Here is a 14739-nt window from a genome sequence, read left to right on the forward strand (position 1 = left end):
CAGAGCGCCAGGGGCATGCGTGACACCGCAGAGCGGGTGTCACGAGCGAGTGATGTTTTGGGTGGTCGCTCTTACGAGCGAGGCCGAGATGCGCGGCGGTGATCAGGGCAAAACGATCTGCACGGTCTCGGACGGCCGCAGCAGCTCGTTGGGGCGGCGCTCGAAGATGATGTCGAGATAGTAGACGGCGCCTTCGAGCTCCACGCGCACGGCCTGGACACCGAGGCTGTAAACCCGCCCGTCGCGCACGGCGCCGTCGATCTTGATGCGGGCCGGCTGGCCCGGTTTGAAGCGCCGCAGCGTGCCGGCGGTCACCAAGGCCCGGGCGAGCATTTGATCGTCCGGCGCGATCACAATCAGGGGCTCCTGCTGGATGGTCTTGTAGATCACCGCACCGTTCCAGACCTTGCGCGAGACCACGATGCCGTCGAAGGGGGCGCGCAGCTCGGTGTGTTCGAGTGCGACTTGCGCCGTGGCCTCGGCCGCCTTCGCGGCTTCCTCCTCCGCTGCGGCGGCGAGCTGCTGAAGCTCCGCATCCTTGAGTTCTTCGATGGCGATCAAGCCGCGATCGAACAGCTCTTGGCTGCGCACGAGATCGCGCCCGGCCTTTTCCACCTCCACGCGCGCTCGGGCGACGCGTGCCTTGGCCTCGAGGAGCCGGGCTTGGGCCTCGCGCTGATCCATCCGCAAGAGGAGATCGCCTTTCACGACATGCTGACCGGCGCTGACGAGGACCTCGTCGACGACGCCGTTTTCGAGCACGCGCATTTCGACCTCATGCACCCATTCGAGCCAGCCTTTGAGCTCCGCCGCGGCGAAGGCCTCCGTGGCGAGCATGAGCGCGCCGAGGGCGATGATCCACGCCTGTTTCGTCATTGATCTTGATCTCCGTCTGCCGCTTCGGCGAGGGGCTGCCCGGCAAGGGCCTCGAGTTCCGCCCACACCAGTGCGCGGCAGAAGCTCACCCGTTGACTCTGCTGCCGGGTCTGGGTCTGTTGACTCATCGAGTAACCCAGATCGGCGGTCACCTCCTGCTCGTAGAGCGTGCGACTCTCGTCGAGCTTTAGATCGCGCCAGGCCAACTCGGTGCGCAGGTTGCGCTCCGCCGCGGTCAATGCGCGCAGCCGCAGCAGCAGCTCCAACGCCTGCTGGCGGATCTCCATCGCAATGAGGTCGCGGTCGGCCTGCGAGCGGCCGGCCGTCAACCCGAGCACGACCGGGGTCTCGGCCGCCCGTGCGAGAACGGCGTCGAGGGTCGGCAGAGGGTCGGGCGGCATCGAGAGGGCGGGCTGGAGCAGGTTGCGCGGCAGATCGGCCGGATTGCCGAGCGCCTGTGCGAGCAGTGCGCGCGTCAACTGCTGGCTGATCTCGCTTGCGGCCCGACGGTGCAGGATCTCCTGATAGACCGATTCCAGCTCCAGGACACGCAGGGGCGAGATCTGGCCGAGTTCGTTGCGCACGGAGGCGCGGTCGAACTGAATGTAGGCGACCGCCATGGCCTCGCTCTCGGTGGAGAAGCTCAGATCGGCGAGGAGCACGTCGAAGAAGCGCTCCATGATTTCAAGACGCTGCGCGTCCCGGGCGCTGATCAGGGGTTCGAGCGGGCGGTTCCGCTCGGGGTCGGCGACGCTCGAGCTGCGAAAGGCCAGCCGCTGGCAGTCCAGGTAGAGCGATTGGCGACGGGGCAGGAGATCGGCGACCTCCGGCGAGGCCGTAACCCGCGGGTGACCGGACGCGGTCTCCAGGGCCTCCTCCAAGCCGAGCGGGTCGGAGATGGCTGCCGCCGTGCCGGTCAAGACGGCTCCGACGAACAGGACAACGATTCGGCATCCAAGCGCACACCGTCGCGCCACGGTCCTCACGGGTGCGGATCCATGCGTGTCGGCATCTCGGACGTTGGCCCTGTCATGGATCGGATCCACCTCGCGCATCGTGTTGCCGGCTTGCCCTCGTAGGGCGGGGTTTCGTGGCAGGGCTCGGTGAACCCGAGCCCGCGAAGCCGGAGATTAAGCCGATTCAGGGTCATTGCTCAAGTGATCCGCTCGGGTTTACCGCGCAGGGCTCCCGCGACGGCTCGGCAGGTCTTTCGGGCGGGGTTACACTGGCGGGGTGACGCCGCTTCCACCGGATCGACAGGACATGTTCCACGCCGGCGCTCGGCGCTTCGCGCTCACTGCGGCGATGGCCGAAACCCTGACCCAGCCCACCCGAATCACAGAGGAACTCGCGCATGTCAGCCCTTCGAACCCTGGTTCTTCTCGGCCTGATCGGCCTGACCGGCATGATCGCTCCGTCCTTTGCGACCGACGAGCCGACTGCGGACGGCGCCGAGACTGCCGTGCCGGCCATCGACGCGACGCCGTGGCGGATCCTCGCCTATCGGTCCGACGCCGAGGACGAGGACGAGGACGAGGACGAGGACGAGGACGATCTCGTCTCCATCGAAACCCGCGAGCTGCCGCCGCGACTCGCCTTCGCCGAGGGTCGCGTTTCCGGCAACGTGGGCTGCAATAGCTTCTCGGGTGGCTACACCCTCGACGGCGATCGTCTGACGATCGACCCGCGCATGGCCATGACCATGATGGCCTGCGAGGAGTCGTTGATGGCCTTGGAGCAGGCGATCACGGCGCATCTCGCCGCCGTGGCCGGCTATCGACAGGCCGGGCAGACGTTGGAGCTGCTCGATTCCCACGGCGCCGTGTTGATCCTGCTCGAAACGCTGGCGGAGACACCGTTGGTCGGCGTCACCTGGCGACTGGACACCTACAACAACGGCAAGGAGGCGCTGGTCTCGACGGTGAAGGGCACCGAGATCACCCTGGCCTTGACCGCGGAAGGAACCCTCTCCGGCTCCGACGGCTGCAACCGTTACATGAGCGGCTTCACCCTCGACGAGAGTCGGCTCATGATCGGCCCCATCGCCACCACCCGCATGGCCTGCCGGGACCCGCAGGCGGTTGCCGAGCAGGCGGCGGCCTATGCCGCGGCGCTCGGGATGGTGCGCGGCTATCGTATCGAGGGCGAGCAACTGTGGCTGACGACCGAGGGCGGCACGACCGCCGCGCGTTTCCGGGTTGTTCCCGAGGCGGCGAAGGCGACCGAGGGGCGTTAAACCGCGCCGACTCCAGCGGTCGTCAAGTCTGCGTGAGCCGGCACCATCCAAAAACATCGCGCACCGCTCTGGGCGCGGTTTAATTCTTCCAAGCTTTTTACCACCTTGATGTTGGTCGGGCGGCTCCCGGGGGAGCCGCCCGACCAACATCAAGTCCGGGTATACTCCCGATCGTCATGGGACCGACCCGAACGAGGCACGCATGCACTGCTGGGCCAGAACAGCTTTCTACCTCCTCGTCACGGTGCTCGGCATCGCGAGTATGATCGGGGCCTGCGGTCAGAAAGGCCCGCTCTATCTACCCGAGCGGCCGATCGTCGAGGTGTCGGCGCCCGCAGCCGATCTCGGCTCGGATGTCCCGAGTGCCCCCGTTGCGCCTCCCGAGTCGGCCGCACCCCCCGACAGACCCTAGCCGAATCGTCCCCAATCACCCCCTAATTCCATCAAGCCGAGAGCCTCCCGAGACCGCATGGATCACTTCAATTATCGCGACGATGTCCTCTACGCCGAGGATGTCCCGCTCGCCGACATCGCCGCGCGTTTCGGTACGCCCTGTTATGTCTATACCCGTGCGACGCTGGAACGCCATTGGCGCGCCTTCGACCGCGCCTTTCGCGACCATCCGCACCTGGTCTGCTTCGCCGTCAAGGCCAACTCGAATCTGGCGGTGCTCAATGTGCTTGCGCGCCTGGGCTCGGGATTCGACATCGTCTCGCTCGGGGAGCTCGAGCGCGTACTCGCCGCCGGGGGCGACCCGGCCAAGGTGATCTTCTCCGGGGTCGGCAAGCGCGAGGACGAGATTCGCTTCGCCTTGGAGGTCGGGATTCGCTGCTTCAACGTCGAGTCCGAGTCCGAGCTGGTTCGACTCGATCGGATCGCCGGGGAGATGGGCGTGGTCGCGCCCGTGTCGCTGCGGGTGAATCCCGACGTCGATGCCCAGACCCATCCCTACATCGCCACCGGCTTGAAGGAGAACAAGTTCGGGATCGATATCCATGCGGCCGAGGAGGTCTATGTCCGGGCGGCGGCACTGCCCAACCTGCGGGTGAGCGGGATCGACTGTCATATCGGCTCGCAGCTCACGGATCTGGCCCCCTTTATCGACGCACTCGGGCGCGTGCTGACGCTGGCCGAGCGGCTCGGCGAGATCGGCATCCCGATCGCGCATCTCGACATCGGCGGCGGACTCGGCATCCGCTACACCGAAGAACATCCCCCGGAGCCCGCCGCCTATGCCGCGGCCATGAGCTACCTGCTCGGCGATCGCCCCTACGAGATCATCCTGGAGCCCGGCCGCGCCATCGCCGGCAACGCCGGCGTGTTGCTGACCCGCGTGGAATATCTCAAACACAACGGCCAGCGTCGCTTCGCGATCCTGGACGCGGCGATGAACGACCTGGTGCGCCCCGCGCTCTATCAGGCCGTTCAGGACATCGTGCCGGTGATGCACAACATTGACGCCGAGCCGGCCCGCTATGATCTGGTCGGCCCGGTCTGCGAGACCGGAGACTTCCTCGGCAAGGGACGCCAGCTCGCCTTGCGCGAGGGCGACCTGCTCGCCGTGCGCGGCTCGGGCGCCTACGGCTTCACCATGAGCTCCAATTACAACAGCCGCCCGCGCGTGCCCGAGGTCATGGTCGACGGCGATCGCGTGCATCTGGTGCGCGAGCGCGAGACCATCGCGAGTCTCTTCGCCGGGGAGTCCGTTCTGCCGTCATGAAACGCCGTCCCGAACCCGAGTTGATGGACAGCGACGAGCAAGCGCTCGCCTATGCCCAAGCGGATTTCAACGAATCCAACACGCTTTTCATCGAGCTGCTGCGTCGGCTCGACCCGGGTCCACTCGATGGCGCACGCGCACTCGACATCGGCTGCGGGCCGGCGGACATCAGCATCCGCTTCCTGCGGGCCTGGCCCAAGGCAACCTGCGATGCGCTCGACGGCTCGCAACCCATGCTGGATCTCGCCCAAACCGCGCTCGATGCGTTGCCGGGTGTGGCCAAGCGGTGTCGACTGATCCGCGATCAAATCCCCTCCGCGGCCCTGGATCGCGGCGGCTATGACCTGATCATCTCCAACAGCCTGCTGCACCATCTGCACGACCCTCAGGTCTTGTGGCGGACCCTGATCGAGACCGGCAAGCCCGGTGCGCTGGTGCTGATCATGGATCTGATGCGCCCCGCCTCGGCCGGTTGGGTCGAGGCGCTGGTATCGACCTATGCCGACGGCGAGCCGAAGGTCTTGCGCGATGACTTCCGCAACTCGCTCTTCGCCGCCTTCGAGCCGGCGGAGGTCGCCGAACAGCTGACCGTCGCGGGGCTCGACGGGCTCAAGGTCGGCGTCGTCAGCGACCGCCATCTGGCTGTCTCGGGACGCCTGCCCGAGTGAGTGAACGGATGCGACTCGCCTTCAGCAAGATGCAGGGCCTGGGCAACGACTTCGTCGTCCTGGATGCCACCGCGCACCCCATCGCGATCGACCCCGCACTCGCCCGCCGTCTTGCCGACCGGCGTTTCGGGATCGGCTGCGATCAGATTCTGCTCGTGGAGCCGCCGCGCCTGCCCGACACGGAGTTCTACTACCGCATCTTCAACGCCGACGGCTCCGAGGTGGAGCAGTGCGGCAACGGTGCGCGCTGTTTTGCCCGCTTCGTGCGCGACCGGGGCCTGACCGATCACGACGAGATCCCGGTCGGAACGGCCGCCGGTCCGATTCGACTCTATCTGGAGGACGCCGATCAGGTCCGTGTCGACATGGGCGCGCCCGAGTTCCGGCCCGAGCGGATTCCCTTTCTGGCGGATCGGCAAGCGCTCACCTATGACCTGGCTGTCGCGGGCGAGTCGCTGGTCATCGGCGCGGTCTCGATGGGAAACCCGCACGCCGTCATCCTGGTCGAGGACCTGGACACGGCTCCGCTCGCGCGCATCGGCCCCTTGGTTGAAGCCCACCCGCGCTTCCCGCAACGGGTCAATGTCGGTTTCATGCAGATCCTCGCCCGCGATCATCTGCGCCTGCGCGTCTACGAGCGCGGCGCCGGCGAGACCTTGGCCTGCGGCACCGGTGCCTGCGCGGCCATGGTCCACGCCCGCCGATGCGATCTGGTGGACTCGCGGGTTCGGGTCAGCCTGCCCGGCGGAGATCTTCTGATCGCGTGGAACGCACCCGGCGAACCCGTGTGGATGACCGGACCGGCCGTGCAGGTCTTTGAAGGCGAGATCGCGCTATGAGAAGCCTCGGCGGGTCCGACCGCGTGCACGACATCCAACAGACCGCAGCAGGTCGGGCCGAGATCGCGAGGCCCGACATCACCCCCGCAGGGAGGTATTGCGCATGACTCCCCTCGAACCCGCGCCCGTCGCGACCGATGACCCGGAGATCGAATCCAGGGTCATCGACTATCTCCTGAGCGATCCGACCTTCTTCGCCCGCAACCCGAAGCTCCTGGCGGCGCTCGAGGTCCCGCACGACTCGGGGGCCGCCGTGTCTCTGATCGAGCAGCAGGTGCGCCTCTTGCGCAAGCAGCTGGAAGCCGAGCGCCACCGCCTCACGCATCTCATCTCGCGTGCCCGCGAGTACGAGGCGCTCTCCGGCAGGCTCCACCATCTGGTCCTGAAGCTCATTGCCGCGCAGGATTCGCAGCAGATCTGCGCCCTGCTCAAGGATGCGCTCCTGACCGAGTTCTCGGCCGAAGCGATGACGCTCAAGCTCTTCCAGACCGAGGACGAGGGCGGCCCTCGACCGGACGCACTGACGCTGGCGTTCCGCGACTTCGTCGATCGCCACCATGCCTTGTGCGGCCCGCTCAACAGCGAGAAGGCGCAGATCCTCTTCGGCCAGGCGGGGGCCGAGATCCGATCCGCCGCGCTGGTGCCGGTCCGTGCGGACGGCCATGCCGGCGTGCTGGCGATCGGCAGCCACGACGGGGAGCGCTTTCGCCCGGACATGGGCACCGAGCTGCTCGACCGGCTCGGCGAGATCCTCGGACAGAAGCTGCGCGTCGTGCCGCTGGGACATTGCGACGAGACGAGCTAAATCGCGTCCGGAGCGATATGCATGGTTTTTGGATTGGATCTGCCTCGGCCAGATCCTTAAGCGTCGGAGTTGACGCGATTTAGGACAATGAAATAAATAGAATTTTTGACAGATCGCCCGCCGAAGCTCGGGGCTGCACTCACTACTCACTACTCACTACTCACTACTCACTACTCACTGCTATGACATGAGTACATCGGGCGACCTGATCGAATCCTTCCTCGGCCATCTCGCCCATGAGCGACGGCTGTCGGAGCAAACCCTAATCGCCTACCGCCGCGATCTCGAGCGGCTGAATGCCTGGCTGAGCGAGGCCGAATCACTCGCCATCGAGAAGCTCGACGAGCAGGCCGTGCGTCAATATCTCGCCTGGCGGCACCGTCGCGGCGCCTCCGGAAAGACGCTGCAGCGCGAGCTGTCCAGCCTGCGCAGTCTCTATCGCTGGTTGCTGCGCGAGGGGCTCGCCGGATCCAATCCGGCCGTCGGGGTGAGGGCACCGAAGAGCCCCCGGCGGTTGCCGGCGACACTCGACGCCGATCAGCTGAGCAGCCTGCTGGACCATCCGGCCGACGATGATCTGCTCACGATCCGCGATCAGGCCATGATCGAGCTGTTCTACTCCTCGGGCCTGCGGCTCGCCGAGCTGGTCTCGGTCAACGTCGGCGACATCGACATGGCCGAGGGCGAGCTCGGCGTGCTGGGCAAGGGATCCAAGACCCGGCGCGTACCGGTAGGCAGCAAGGCCCGCGACGCCGTTCAGCGCTGGATGCAGGTGCGCGCCAATCTGGCTGCGGCGGGGGAGCCCGCACTCTTCGTGAGCAGTCGCGGGACGCGGATCAACCCGCGCACGGTCGAGGTGCGCATCGCCCGCTGGGCCCGCGTGCAAGGCGCTACGCGCGACCTGCATCCGCATCTGCTGCGGCACAGCTTCGCCACCCATTTACTGGAATCATCGGGCGATCTGCGCGCGGTTCAGGAACTGCTCGGCCATGCCGATATCGGCACCACCCAGATCTACACCCATCTCGACTTCCAGCATCTCGCGCAGGTCTACGACCAGGCCCACCCGCGTGCGAAGAAGAAGACACCCAGGTCGGATTGACGCCGCCTCCTCCGGCTTCAACCCGGAAGAGCAGACCTCACGCCGAGCGTGATCAACGACCGCTTTCAGGCTTATCGACCCCGCTGACCCTACACCATGCTGCTCTCGCCCAAACATCGCTTTCTCTTCGTCCATATCGCCAAGACCGGCGGGACCAGCGTGCGCGCCGCGCTGGAAGGGCTGCGCTGGCGCGATCCCTGGTACTGGTCCATGTTTCTGTGCAGCAGACTGAGCCATCTCAGCGGGCACCGTATCGCCACCAAGCTGCCCCGCCATGCCAAGGCGATCGCCGCAAAAGAGATGCTGCCCAAGGAGGTCTTCGACGGGCTGTTCAAGTTCGCCTTCGTGCGCAACCCCTGGGACCTTCAGGTCAGCTCGTTCCACCATATCCGGCGCGAACGGCCGCAGTACCTCGGCGGCCACACCGAGTTCGAGCCCTTCCTGCGCTGGAAGCTCGACCCCGAGCGGCCGTACCAATATCACGTCGACACCTCGATCGAGCTGCAGAGCGACTATCTGATCGACCTGCACGGCGCCGTGATCGTGGACTTCATCGGTCGCTACGAGCGTCTGCACGAGGATTTCGCTGTCGCCTGCAAGCGCATCGGCATCCCCGCGCCGGCACTTCCGCATGCGCGCAAGGCCACCGATCGCAGCAAGGACTATCGGGGTTATTACACGGACACGACCGCCGAGCTGGTCGCGAAACACTTTGCCGCGGATGTCGAGCTACTCGGCTATCGATTCGATCCTGACTAGACCGCGTCCCGGAGTCCTATGCACGGTCTCGGGATTGGATTGGCCTCTTAGGCATCAGCGCGATCCTCGCCGACGCGGTCTAGGAGGATAAAGAACAACTCAAAAAAACCAAAACCGTAGGATGGGTAGAGCTCAGCGAAACCCATCCTCCCCGCTCCGCCCCCGGTGACCGCGCACCCAAAGAGCGCAGCGATACCCCACCTTCTTCAGAAACGCGTAACACCGCTCCGCGGTGTCACGCATACCCCCGTGGCGCTCTGCGCCACGTAACGCTATGGCCGGAGTCACTCAATCTCTGGGCACCAAATCCCGATAGGCATACCAGGTCGCATGTCCCACCAAGGGAACGGCGATAAAGAGTCCGATATAGAAGGTCAGAAGCCCAAGCCCCACGATCCCGACCAGCAGGATCGCCCACAGCAACATGGGCAACCAATTCAGCGCCACCGCGCGGACGCTGGTGCGCATCGCGGTGAAGCCGTCGATCGGGCGGTCGATCAGCATCGGCACCGAAATGGCGCTAATGCAGAAGGCGCAAATGGCGAAAAAGGCGCCGACCAGAATCACCGCGAGCATGAGTCCCAAATACTCGCCCGACAGGACGACGACCGGAATAAAGCGCGAAAACGGTGGAAAGGGATCGTTGAACATCATGATGAAGAGAAACACGGATGCCAGGATCCAGAGCTGCATCGTCATCAGGAGGAACCCCATCGCGATCCCCAACTGACCCTGATTACGCTTGAATGCCTCCAATGCCTGGCAGTGATCCACCGGCTCACCGCGTTCCAAGTGCGCGCTCATCTGATAGAGCCCGATCGCCAAAAACGGGGCCATCAAGAAAAAACCCGCGGTCAGGAAGGGGATCAAAAAGGTCAAATGCCCGATGACCGTCAGCCAGACGATCAGACCGCTGAGCAGCACGATCATGGCACCGTATCTCAGACTGTAGACAGGTGCTGTCTTGATGTCCCGCCAACCCTTGGCAAGCCATTGCCAGGGGTGATCCAGGGTGATCTTGTTGACGCGAGGCTCCACGTGGCGCGGTTCGTCCGCGACGGCAGCGTTGTCCATCCTGATTCCTCCGATATTGTTATGGAAACCGGCAAAGGGGCTGTCCGGATCTGCGGTAGCGGCCGACCCGCGGTCGGCAATCCTTCAGATCCCGAGCAACACGACCCTGAGCGAAGACTGAGCGAGGCGCTAAGATTCTACAAGGTTTCGGCAAAAGGCAAGCGGGTCGGACCTGGGGCCGGGGCGAAGGCCGAGGCTCCGACAGATCGCCTCGTGAGCAATCCCGAGATGCCAGGTTCGCGACCTCATCACCGTTCGAGGCTCGTTGAATTCCCAACGCCTTTGCAGCACCGCATGAAGCGGGACGGAACCCCGAATCGACGGGCTGAAGCTTACGTCATGCGGGTGACTGTTTATAGGGAAAATATCGATGGGATCTCAGGTGTTACCCGATACAAACCCGGACCCCGATGGGTGCTGCGCTGCATCAAGACGGCGCTTGGTTTAGACTCGGCGCCCATCCAAGCCACGCATTCACATCGGAGTACGCACGCGCATGTCCACCGCACCCGCACCCTACCAACAGATCGACGACGGTCTCTATTGCCTCGAGACCGGCCTCTACCGGCACGGCCTTGCGGCCTGCTATCTGGTGCGCTCCGCGGATCGGCTAGCCTTCATCGACACGGGCGCCGCCAACTCCGTTCCGGGTTTGCTCGGCGTGATCGCCGACCTGGGCCTGACCCCGGAGCATGTGGACTACGTCATCCCGACTCATGTCCACCTCGACCACGGCGGTGGCGCCGGCACCCTGATGGCCGCCTGCCCGAACGCGCGTCTGGTCATTCATCCCAAGGGCGCGACTCACATGATCGACCCGAGCCGCCTCACCGCCGGCTCCACGGCGGTCTATGGCGAGGACGCCTTTGCCCGCGACTTCGGTGCACTCACACCCGTGCCCGAGGAGCGCATCATCATCGCGCAGGACGGCGACACCTTCGATCTCGCCGGCCGTAAGCTGAGGTTCATCGACACGCCCGGACACGCCAACCACCACGGCTGCATCTACGACGAGACCAGCCGCGGCTTCTTCACCGGCGACACCTTCGGCATCTCCTACCGAGAATTCGACACCGCCGCCGGCCCCTGGCTGTTCGCCCCGACCACCCCGGTCGCCTTCGACCCCGACGCCTGGCTCGACAGCCTCGACAAGCTCATGGCCTATGCGCCGCAAGCCATGTATCTCACCCATTACGGCCGAGTCCAAAACCCCGCAGATCTGGTCGACGACCTGCGTGCCAGCATCCGCGCCCTCGCCGACATCGCACTCGCCGAGGAGGACAACGCCGATCCGGACCGCGAGTCCCGCATCAAAAGCGCCGTGAGTGCCTATCTGGTCGCCGGCGCTCGCGCCCACGGTGTCTCGCTCTCGGACGACGCCATCGCCGAGCTACTCAGCCTTGATACGGAGCTGAATGCGCAGGGGCTGGAGGTTTGGTTGAAGCGGCGAGCGAAAGCTCGGTAGATGTCGTCTACACCCGGATAGTCTCTCCATGCCGGACAGTGTGCGACTCCCCGTTGGTCCGCCGGGCACGACAACGCCCTGATATGGCCTCACGGCGTGCATGACGCGCTCAGCATATTGCCTCCGCGGCTGCGGGACTCCCGCTCGGCGCGCAGCGTAGGAGTTCAGCCGTTGCTCTTGCACGCGAATCACCACCATAACCCGTTCCCCTTTTTTTGCGTGGACTCTGCATTTTCAGAGGACCAGTGTGCTGTGCTGGAGGCACTATTTTTGCGGACCAATGATTGGCAGCATCGGGATGGTGCCTTTTACCGATGCTCTCTTTGCGATGTCACCAAGACGATTCCGGCATCCTTTCAGGCCGAAATACTCGCTAGAATGCGAGAGATTACCCGGTTGCCACTCGTTGATCGCGTTGACGTCACGGCTCAACGAATGCTGCCTGGGCACGTCATCGGCATACATAGTGACCGGCCGCTTTTGGGCTACGAGATTGCGCGACTGGTCGTGCAACTTAATCAAGAATGGCAACCTGATCATGGCGGTGTTTTGGAATTATTCTCATCGCCGGAGGGCAAAGCAGTGTTCAGTGTTGACCCTGAATACAACACGGCATTTGGGTTTACGCTTCACGCAGATTCATACCATGGGGTGACCGAGGTTACACAGCCACGCCAAACAGTGGTCTTCAATTTTTGGCATATTGCGAATACGCCCGAACTGGCTGCTTACGTTCAAGCCTTGTTTGCCAACCTTCATTTCTCGGAATTACCGGCGGCACTCGACCCTGTTGCCTCATCGGCAGAATCGATTCTGCCCGAGGATACGACATTCCGTGCAGGTACAGCGGCGGTTGCACTCCATCGCTTGGGCTATGACGAGGCAACCATTGTGACCGGGTACCGTCACAGCGCCGGGCTTGCTGACTGTGATACCGGCGACACGGAAACCGATGCAGCCGTGCTCCTGGCGGACTGGATGGCCTACTTGTATCGGGATTCGTTTGATCTGGCGCACTGGAATATCTTGCGAAACAAACTCAATCGAGTAGAAAAGTTTACGCGCCTCCAGCCTGCATGGCAGCTTTGCCTGCCGGAATAGAAAGAGTCAAAACAGGTTAACCTGTCCACCGAATCAGGAGCCCTGCATGCCGACCCCGATCGTCCTCGCCACCTTGAACGCGCGCTTTGCGCATGCCTCGCTGGCGTTGCGCTATCTGCGTGCGAATCTGGGGCCGCTGCGCGAGGTCAGCATGCTGTGCGAGTTTGTACTCGGCGCGGCACCCGCGGAGGTCGTCGAACAACTGTTGGCCGAACGCCCGCGCATCGTGGGGTTGTCGGTCTACATCTGGAATGTCGAACCCCTGACGCGTGTGGTCGAATTGCTCAAGGAGACCGCTCCGGATGTGGTGGTCGTGCTCGGCGGCCCGGAGGTGAGTCACGAGGTCGACTCTCAGCGGATCTGCGCGCTGGCCGACTATGTGGTGACGGGTTGGGGCGAGGTGACCTTCGCCCGGCTGGCGCGCACGATCCTGGACGGACAGCGGCCCGCGGCGAAAGTGCATGCGGGCGAGCAGCCGCCTCTGGAGAGGATCCGCTTTCCCTACGACGAGTTCTCGGACCAGGATCTGAGGCGGCGAAATCTGTACGTCGAGGCGTCGCGGGGCTGTCCGTTCAAGTGTGCCTTCTGTCTGTCCGCGCTGGATCGGACCGCGTGGCCCTTTCCGCTCGAACCGTTGATCGCGGAGCTGGATCGGCTGTACGCGCGCGGCGCTCGCCGGTACAAGTTTGTCGACCGGACCTTCAACCTGAAGATCGATCACGCCTCGGCGATCCTGGGGTTTTTTCTGGAGCGCATCCGGGAGTGCCCGGATGACCTGCCCTTTCTGCACTTCGAGCTGGTCCCGGATCATCTGCCGGAGCGGCTGAAGGGGATGCTCGCGGCATTTCCGGCGGGCACGCTGCAGTTGGAAATCGGCGTGCAGACCTTCAATCCCGACGTCCAGGCGCTGATCTCGCGGCGTCAGGACGATGTGCAGGCGGAGGCCAATCTGCGCTGGCTGCATGCCGAAACCACGGCACATTTGCATGCCGATCTGATCATCGGCCTGCCGGGCGAGGATCCGGCCTCGTTCGCGGCCGGCTTCGACCGGCTGATGGGAATCGGTCCCCACGAGATCCAGGTCGGGATACTGAAGCGGCTGCGCGGCGCGCCGGTCTGTCGGCACGCCGAGCGGTTCGGGCTGGTGTTCAGCCCGGACCCGCCCTACAGCCTGCTCGCCAGCGATCGCATCGACCGGGGGACCATGCAGCGGCTGACGCGGTTCGCGCGCTACTGGGATCTGGTGGGCAACTCGGGGCGGTTCGGTCGCACCCTGCCGCTCCTGCTGGGCGATGCGCCGTTCGAGCGCTTTCTCGCCTGGTCCGACTGGTTTTACGCGCACTCGGGCAAGACACACGGCATCCCGCTCGAGCATCTGTACGAGGGCCTGCACGCCTGGCTGTCGCTGCAGGGGATGGCGGAGACGGCCACCGCGGCATTGCGCAGCGACTATGCGGCCTGCGGTGCGCGTGGACGCTTATCGTTCGACCCCACGCGGCGGATCCCACCGCCGTCGCCGAAGACCGAGGGGACGCTGCCGACGCGCCAGGCGCGTCATCTCAAACCTCGGACGCATTCCAGTTGTTGAAGGCGAGGAGCCAAGAGGAGATGCCCGGATTGGCGGCACCTTCGGCCTGCAGGACCTCGCCGATCTCGATCATCAGCTCGCGAAACTCGCGGACCTCGCGGCGCCAGAGCGCCTCGGGCAGACCGGGATTATCGGCCATGGTCTCGGCCGCCAGTGAGCCGGCGCCGGCCCACCAATCATTGGCGTCGAGGCGGTGTCGCACGCGCTCGGGCGACTCCGCGAAGAGGGTGACCTGTTCCTCGACTTCCGCGGCCCGCGGGTGCCCGATGCGGGCGAGCAGCTCGGCGAGGTGGGTCAGCGAGGACAGTAGTCGGGCATCGGGTGCGGTCATGGTTTCGGTTGTCGCAATGGATGAGCCTGAAAAGAGCCGACGTCGGCCAAGGACGTGAAAGAAGCGCTGCAGGTTGTGCTGGCGGTACGGCGATTTCCGAGAATAAGCATCCCGACTGCACATGCATGGAAGGCATCGAGTCCCTTACGCCGTTGGTCTCGAGCAAACCGTCGCG

The 14739-nt window shown here is 64.7% G+C and carries 15 protein-coding genes; 11 read left to right on the top strand and 4 right to left on the bottom strand.

Going from position 1 to position 14739, the window contains the following annotated elements; all coding sequences use genetic code 11:
* Positions 1-102: 102 nt before the first annotated feature.
* Together BDD21_RS06145 and BDD21_RS06150 are read right to left on the bottom strand one after the other, a co-directional pair.
* Complete coding sequence (locus BDD21_RS06145; RefSeq protein ID WP_120796398.1) at positions 103-876, bottom strand: efflux RND transporter periplasmic adaptor subunit; 774 nt, start codon at positions 874-876, stop codon at positions 103-105.
* Positions 873-1796 (bottom strand): TolC family protein, encoded by a 924-nt coding sequence (locus BDD21_RS06150; protein WP_245969438.1) that lies wholly within the window; start codon positions 1794-1796, stop codon positions 873-875. The genes BDD21_RS06145 and BDD21_RS06150 overlap by 4 nt, the downstream gene beginning before the upstream one ends.
* Positions 1797-2230: 434 nt before the next feature.
* Between BDD21_RS06150 and BDD21_RS06155 the strand changes: the two genes are divergently transcribed.
* The 8 genes from BDD21_RS06155 (at position 2231) to BDD21_RS06190 (ending at position 9005) form a co-directional block, all read left to right on the top strand.
* Positions 2231-3112: an META domain-containing protein gene (locus BDD21_RS06155; protein WP_245969440.1), complete on the top strand. Its 882-nt coding sequence runs from the start codon at positions 2231-2233 to the stop codon at positions 3110-3112.
* 202 nt (positions 3113-3314) lie between these two features.
* Positions 3315-3524 carry an LPS translocon maturation chaperone LptM gene (gene lptM, locus BDD21_RS06160; protein ID WP_120796400.1) on the top strand — a complete coding sequence of 70 codons (210 nt, stop codon included), beginning with the start codon at positions 3315-3317 and terminating at the stop codon, positions 3522-3524.
* A gap of 57 nt (positions 3525-3581) precedes the next feature.
* The gene (gene lysA, locus BDD21_RS06165) at positions 3582-4832 is read left to right on the top strand and encodes a diaminopimelate decarboxylase (RefSeq protein WP_120796401.1); all 1251 of its coding nucleotides are present in this window, start codon (positions 3582-3584) and stop codon (positions 4830-4832) included.
* Positions 4829-5500, top strand: coding sequence for a class I SAM-dependent methyltransferase (locus BDD21_RS06170; protein ID WP_120796402.1), 672 nt, complete (start codon positions 4829-4831; stop codon positions 5498-5500). Before lysA ends, BDD21_RS06170 begins: the two co-directional genes overlap by 4 nt.
* Positions 5501-5508: 8 nt before the next feature.
* Complete coding sequence (dapF, locus tag BDD21_RS06175; RefSeq protein ID WP_120796403.1) at positions 5509-6339, top strand: diaminopimelate epimerase; 831 nt, start codon at positions 5509-5511, stop codon at positions 6337-6339.
* 103 nt (positions 6340-6442) lie between these two features.
* The gene (locus tag BDD21_RS06180; RefSeq protein WP_120796404.1) at positions 6443-7144 is read left to right on the top strand and encodes a DUF484 family protein; all 702 of its coding nucleotides are present in this window, start codon (positions 6443-6445) and stop codon (positions 7142-7144) included.
* Positions 7145-7331: 187 nt separating this feature from the next.
* A complete protein-coding gene (xerC, locus tag BDD21_RS06185) occupies positions 7332-8246 on the top strand; it encodes a tyrosine recombinase XerC (RefSeq protein WP_120796405.1) in 915 nt (304 codons plus the stop codon).
* Between the two features lie 96 nt (positions 8247-8342).
* Positions 8343-9005: a sulfotransferase family 2 domain-containing protein gene (locus tag BDD21_RS06190; RefSeq protein ID WP_120796406.1), complete on the top strand. Its 663-nt coding sequence runs from the start codon at positions 8343-8345 to the stop codon at positions 9003-9005.
* A 288-nt stretch (positions 9006-9293) separates the two neighbouring features.
* Here BDD21_RS06190 and BDD21_RS06195 read toward each other — a convergent pair whose 3' ends face one another.
* On the bottom strand, positions 9294-10079 hold the full coding sequence (locus tag BDD21_RS06195) for a DUF2189 domain-containing protein (protein ID WP_120796407.1): 786 nt from the start codon (positions 10077-10079) through the stop codon (positions 9294-9296).
* A gap of 496 nt (positions 10080-10575) precedes the next feature.
* On the opposite strand from BDD21_RS06195, the gene BDD21_RS06200 reads away from it, so the two are divergent.
* The 3 genes from BDD21_RS06200 (at position 10576) to BDD21_RS06210 (ending at position 14233) form a co-directional block, all read left to right on the top strand.
* Positions 10576-11544, top strand: a complete 969-nt coding sequence (locus BDD21_RS06200; RefSeq protein WP_120796408.1) for an MBL fold metallo-hydrolase — start codon at positions 10576-10578, stop codon at positions 11542-11544.
* A 171-nt stretch (positions 11545-11715) separates the two neighbouring features.
* Positions 11716-12645 (top strand): 2OG-Fe(II) oxygenase, encoded by a 930-nt coding sequence (locus BDD21_RS06205; RefSeq protein ID WP_120796409.1) that lies wholly within the window; start codon positions 11716-11718, stop codon positions 12643-12645.
* Positions 12646-12691: 46 nt separating this feature from the next.
* The gene (locus BDD21_RS06210) at positions 12692-14233 is read left to right on the top strand and encodes a B12-binding domain-containing radical SAM protein (RefSeq protein WP_120796410.1); all 1542 of its coding nucleotides are present in this window, start codon (positions 12692-12694) and stop codon (positions 14231-14233) included.
* Here BDD21_RS06210 and BDD21_RS06215 read toward each other — a convergent pair.
* Positions 14205-14564, bottom strand: a complete 360-nt coding sequence (locus BDD21_RS06215) for a hypothetical protein (RefSeq protein ID WP_120796411.1) — start codon at positions 14562-14564, stop codon at positions 14205-14207. The two genes, BDD21_RS06210 and BDD21_RS06215, sit on opposite strands and share 29 nt — an antisense overlap.
* Between the last annotated feature and the right edge of the window lie 175 nt (positions 14565-14739).

Source organism: Thiocapsa rosea (assembly GCF_003634315.1).
GTDB classification, from domain to species: Bacteria; Pseudomonadota; Gammaproteobacteria; order Chromatiales; family Chromatiaceae; genus Thiocapsa; species Thiocapsa rosea.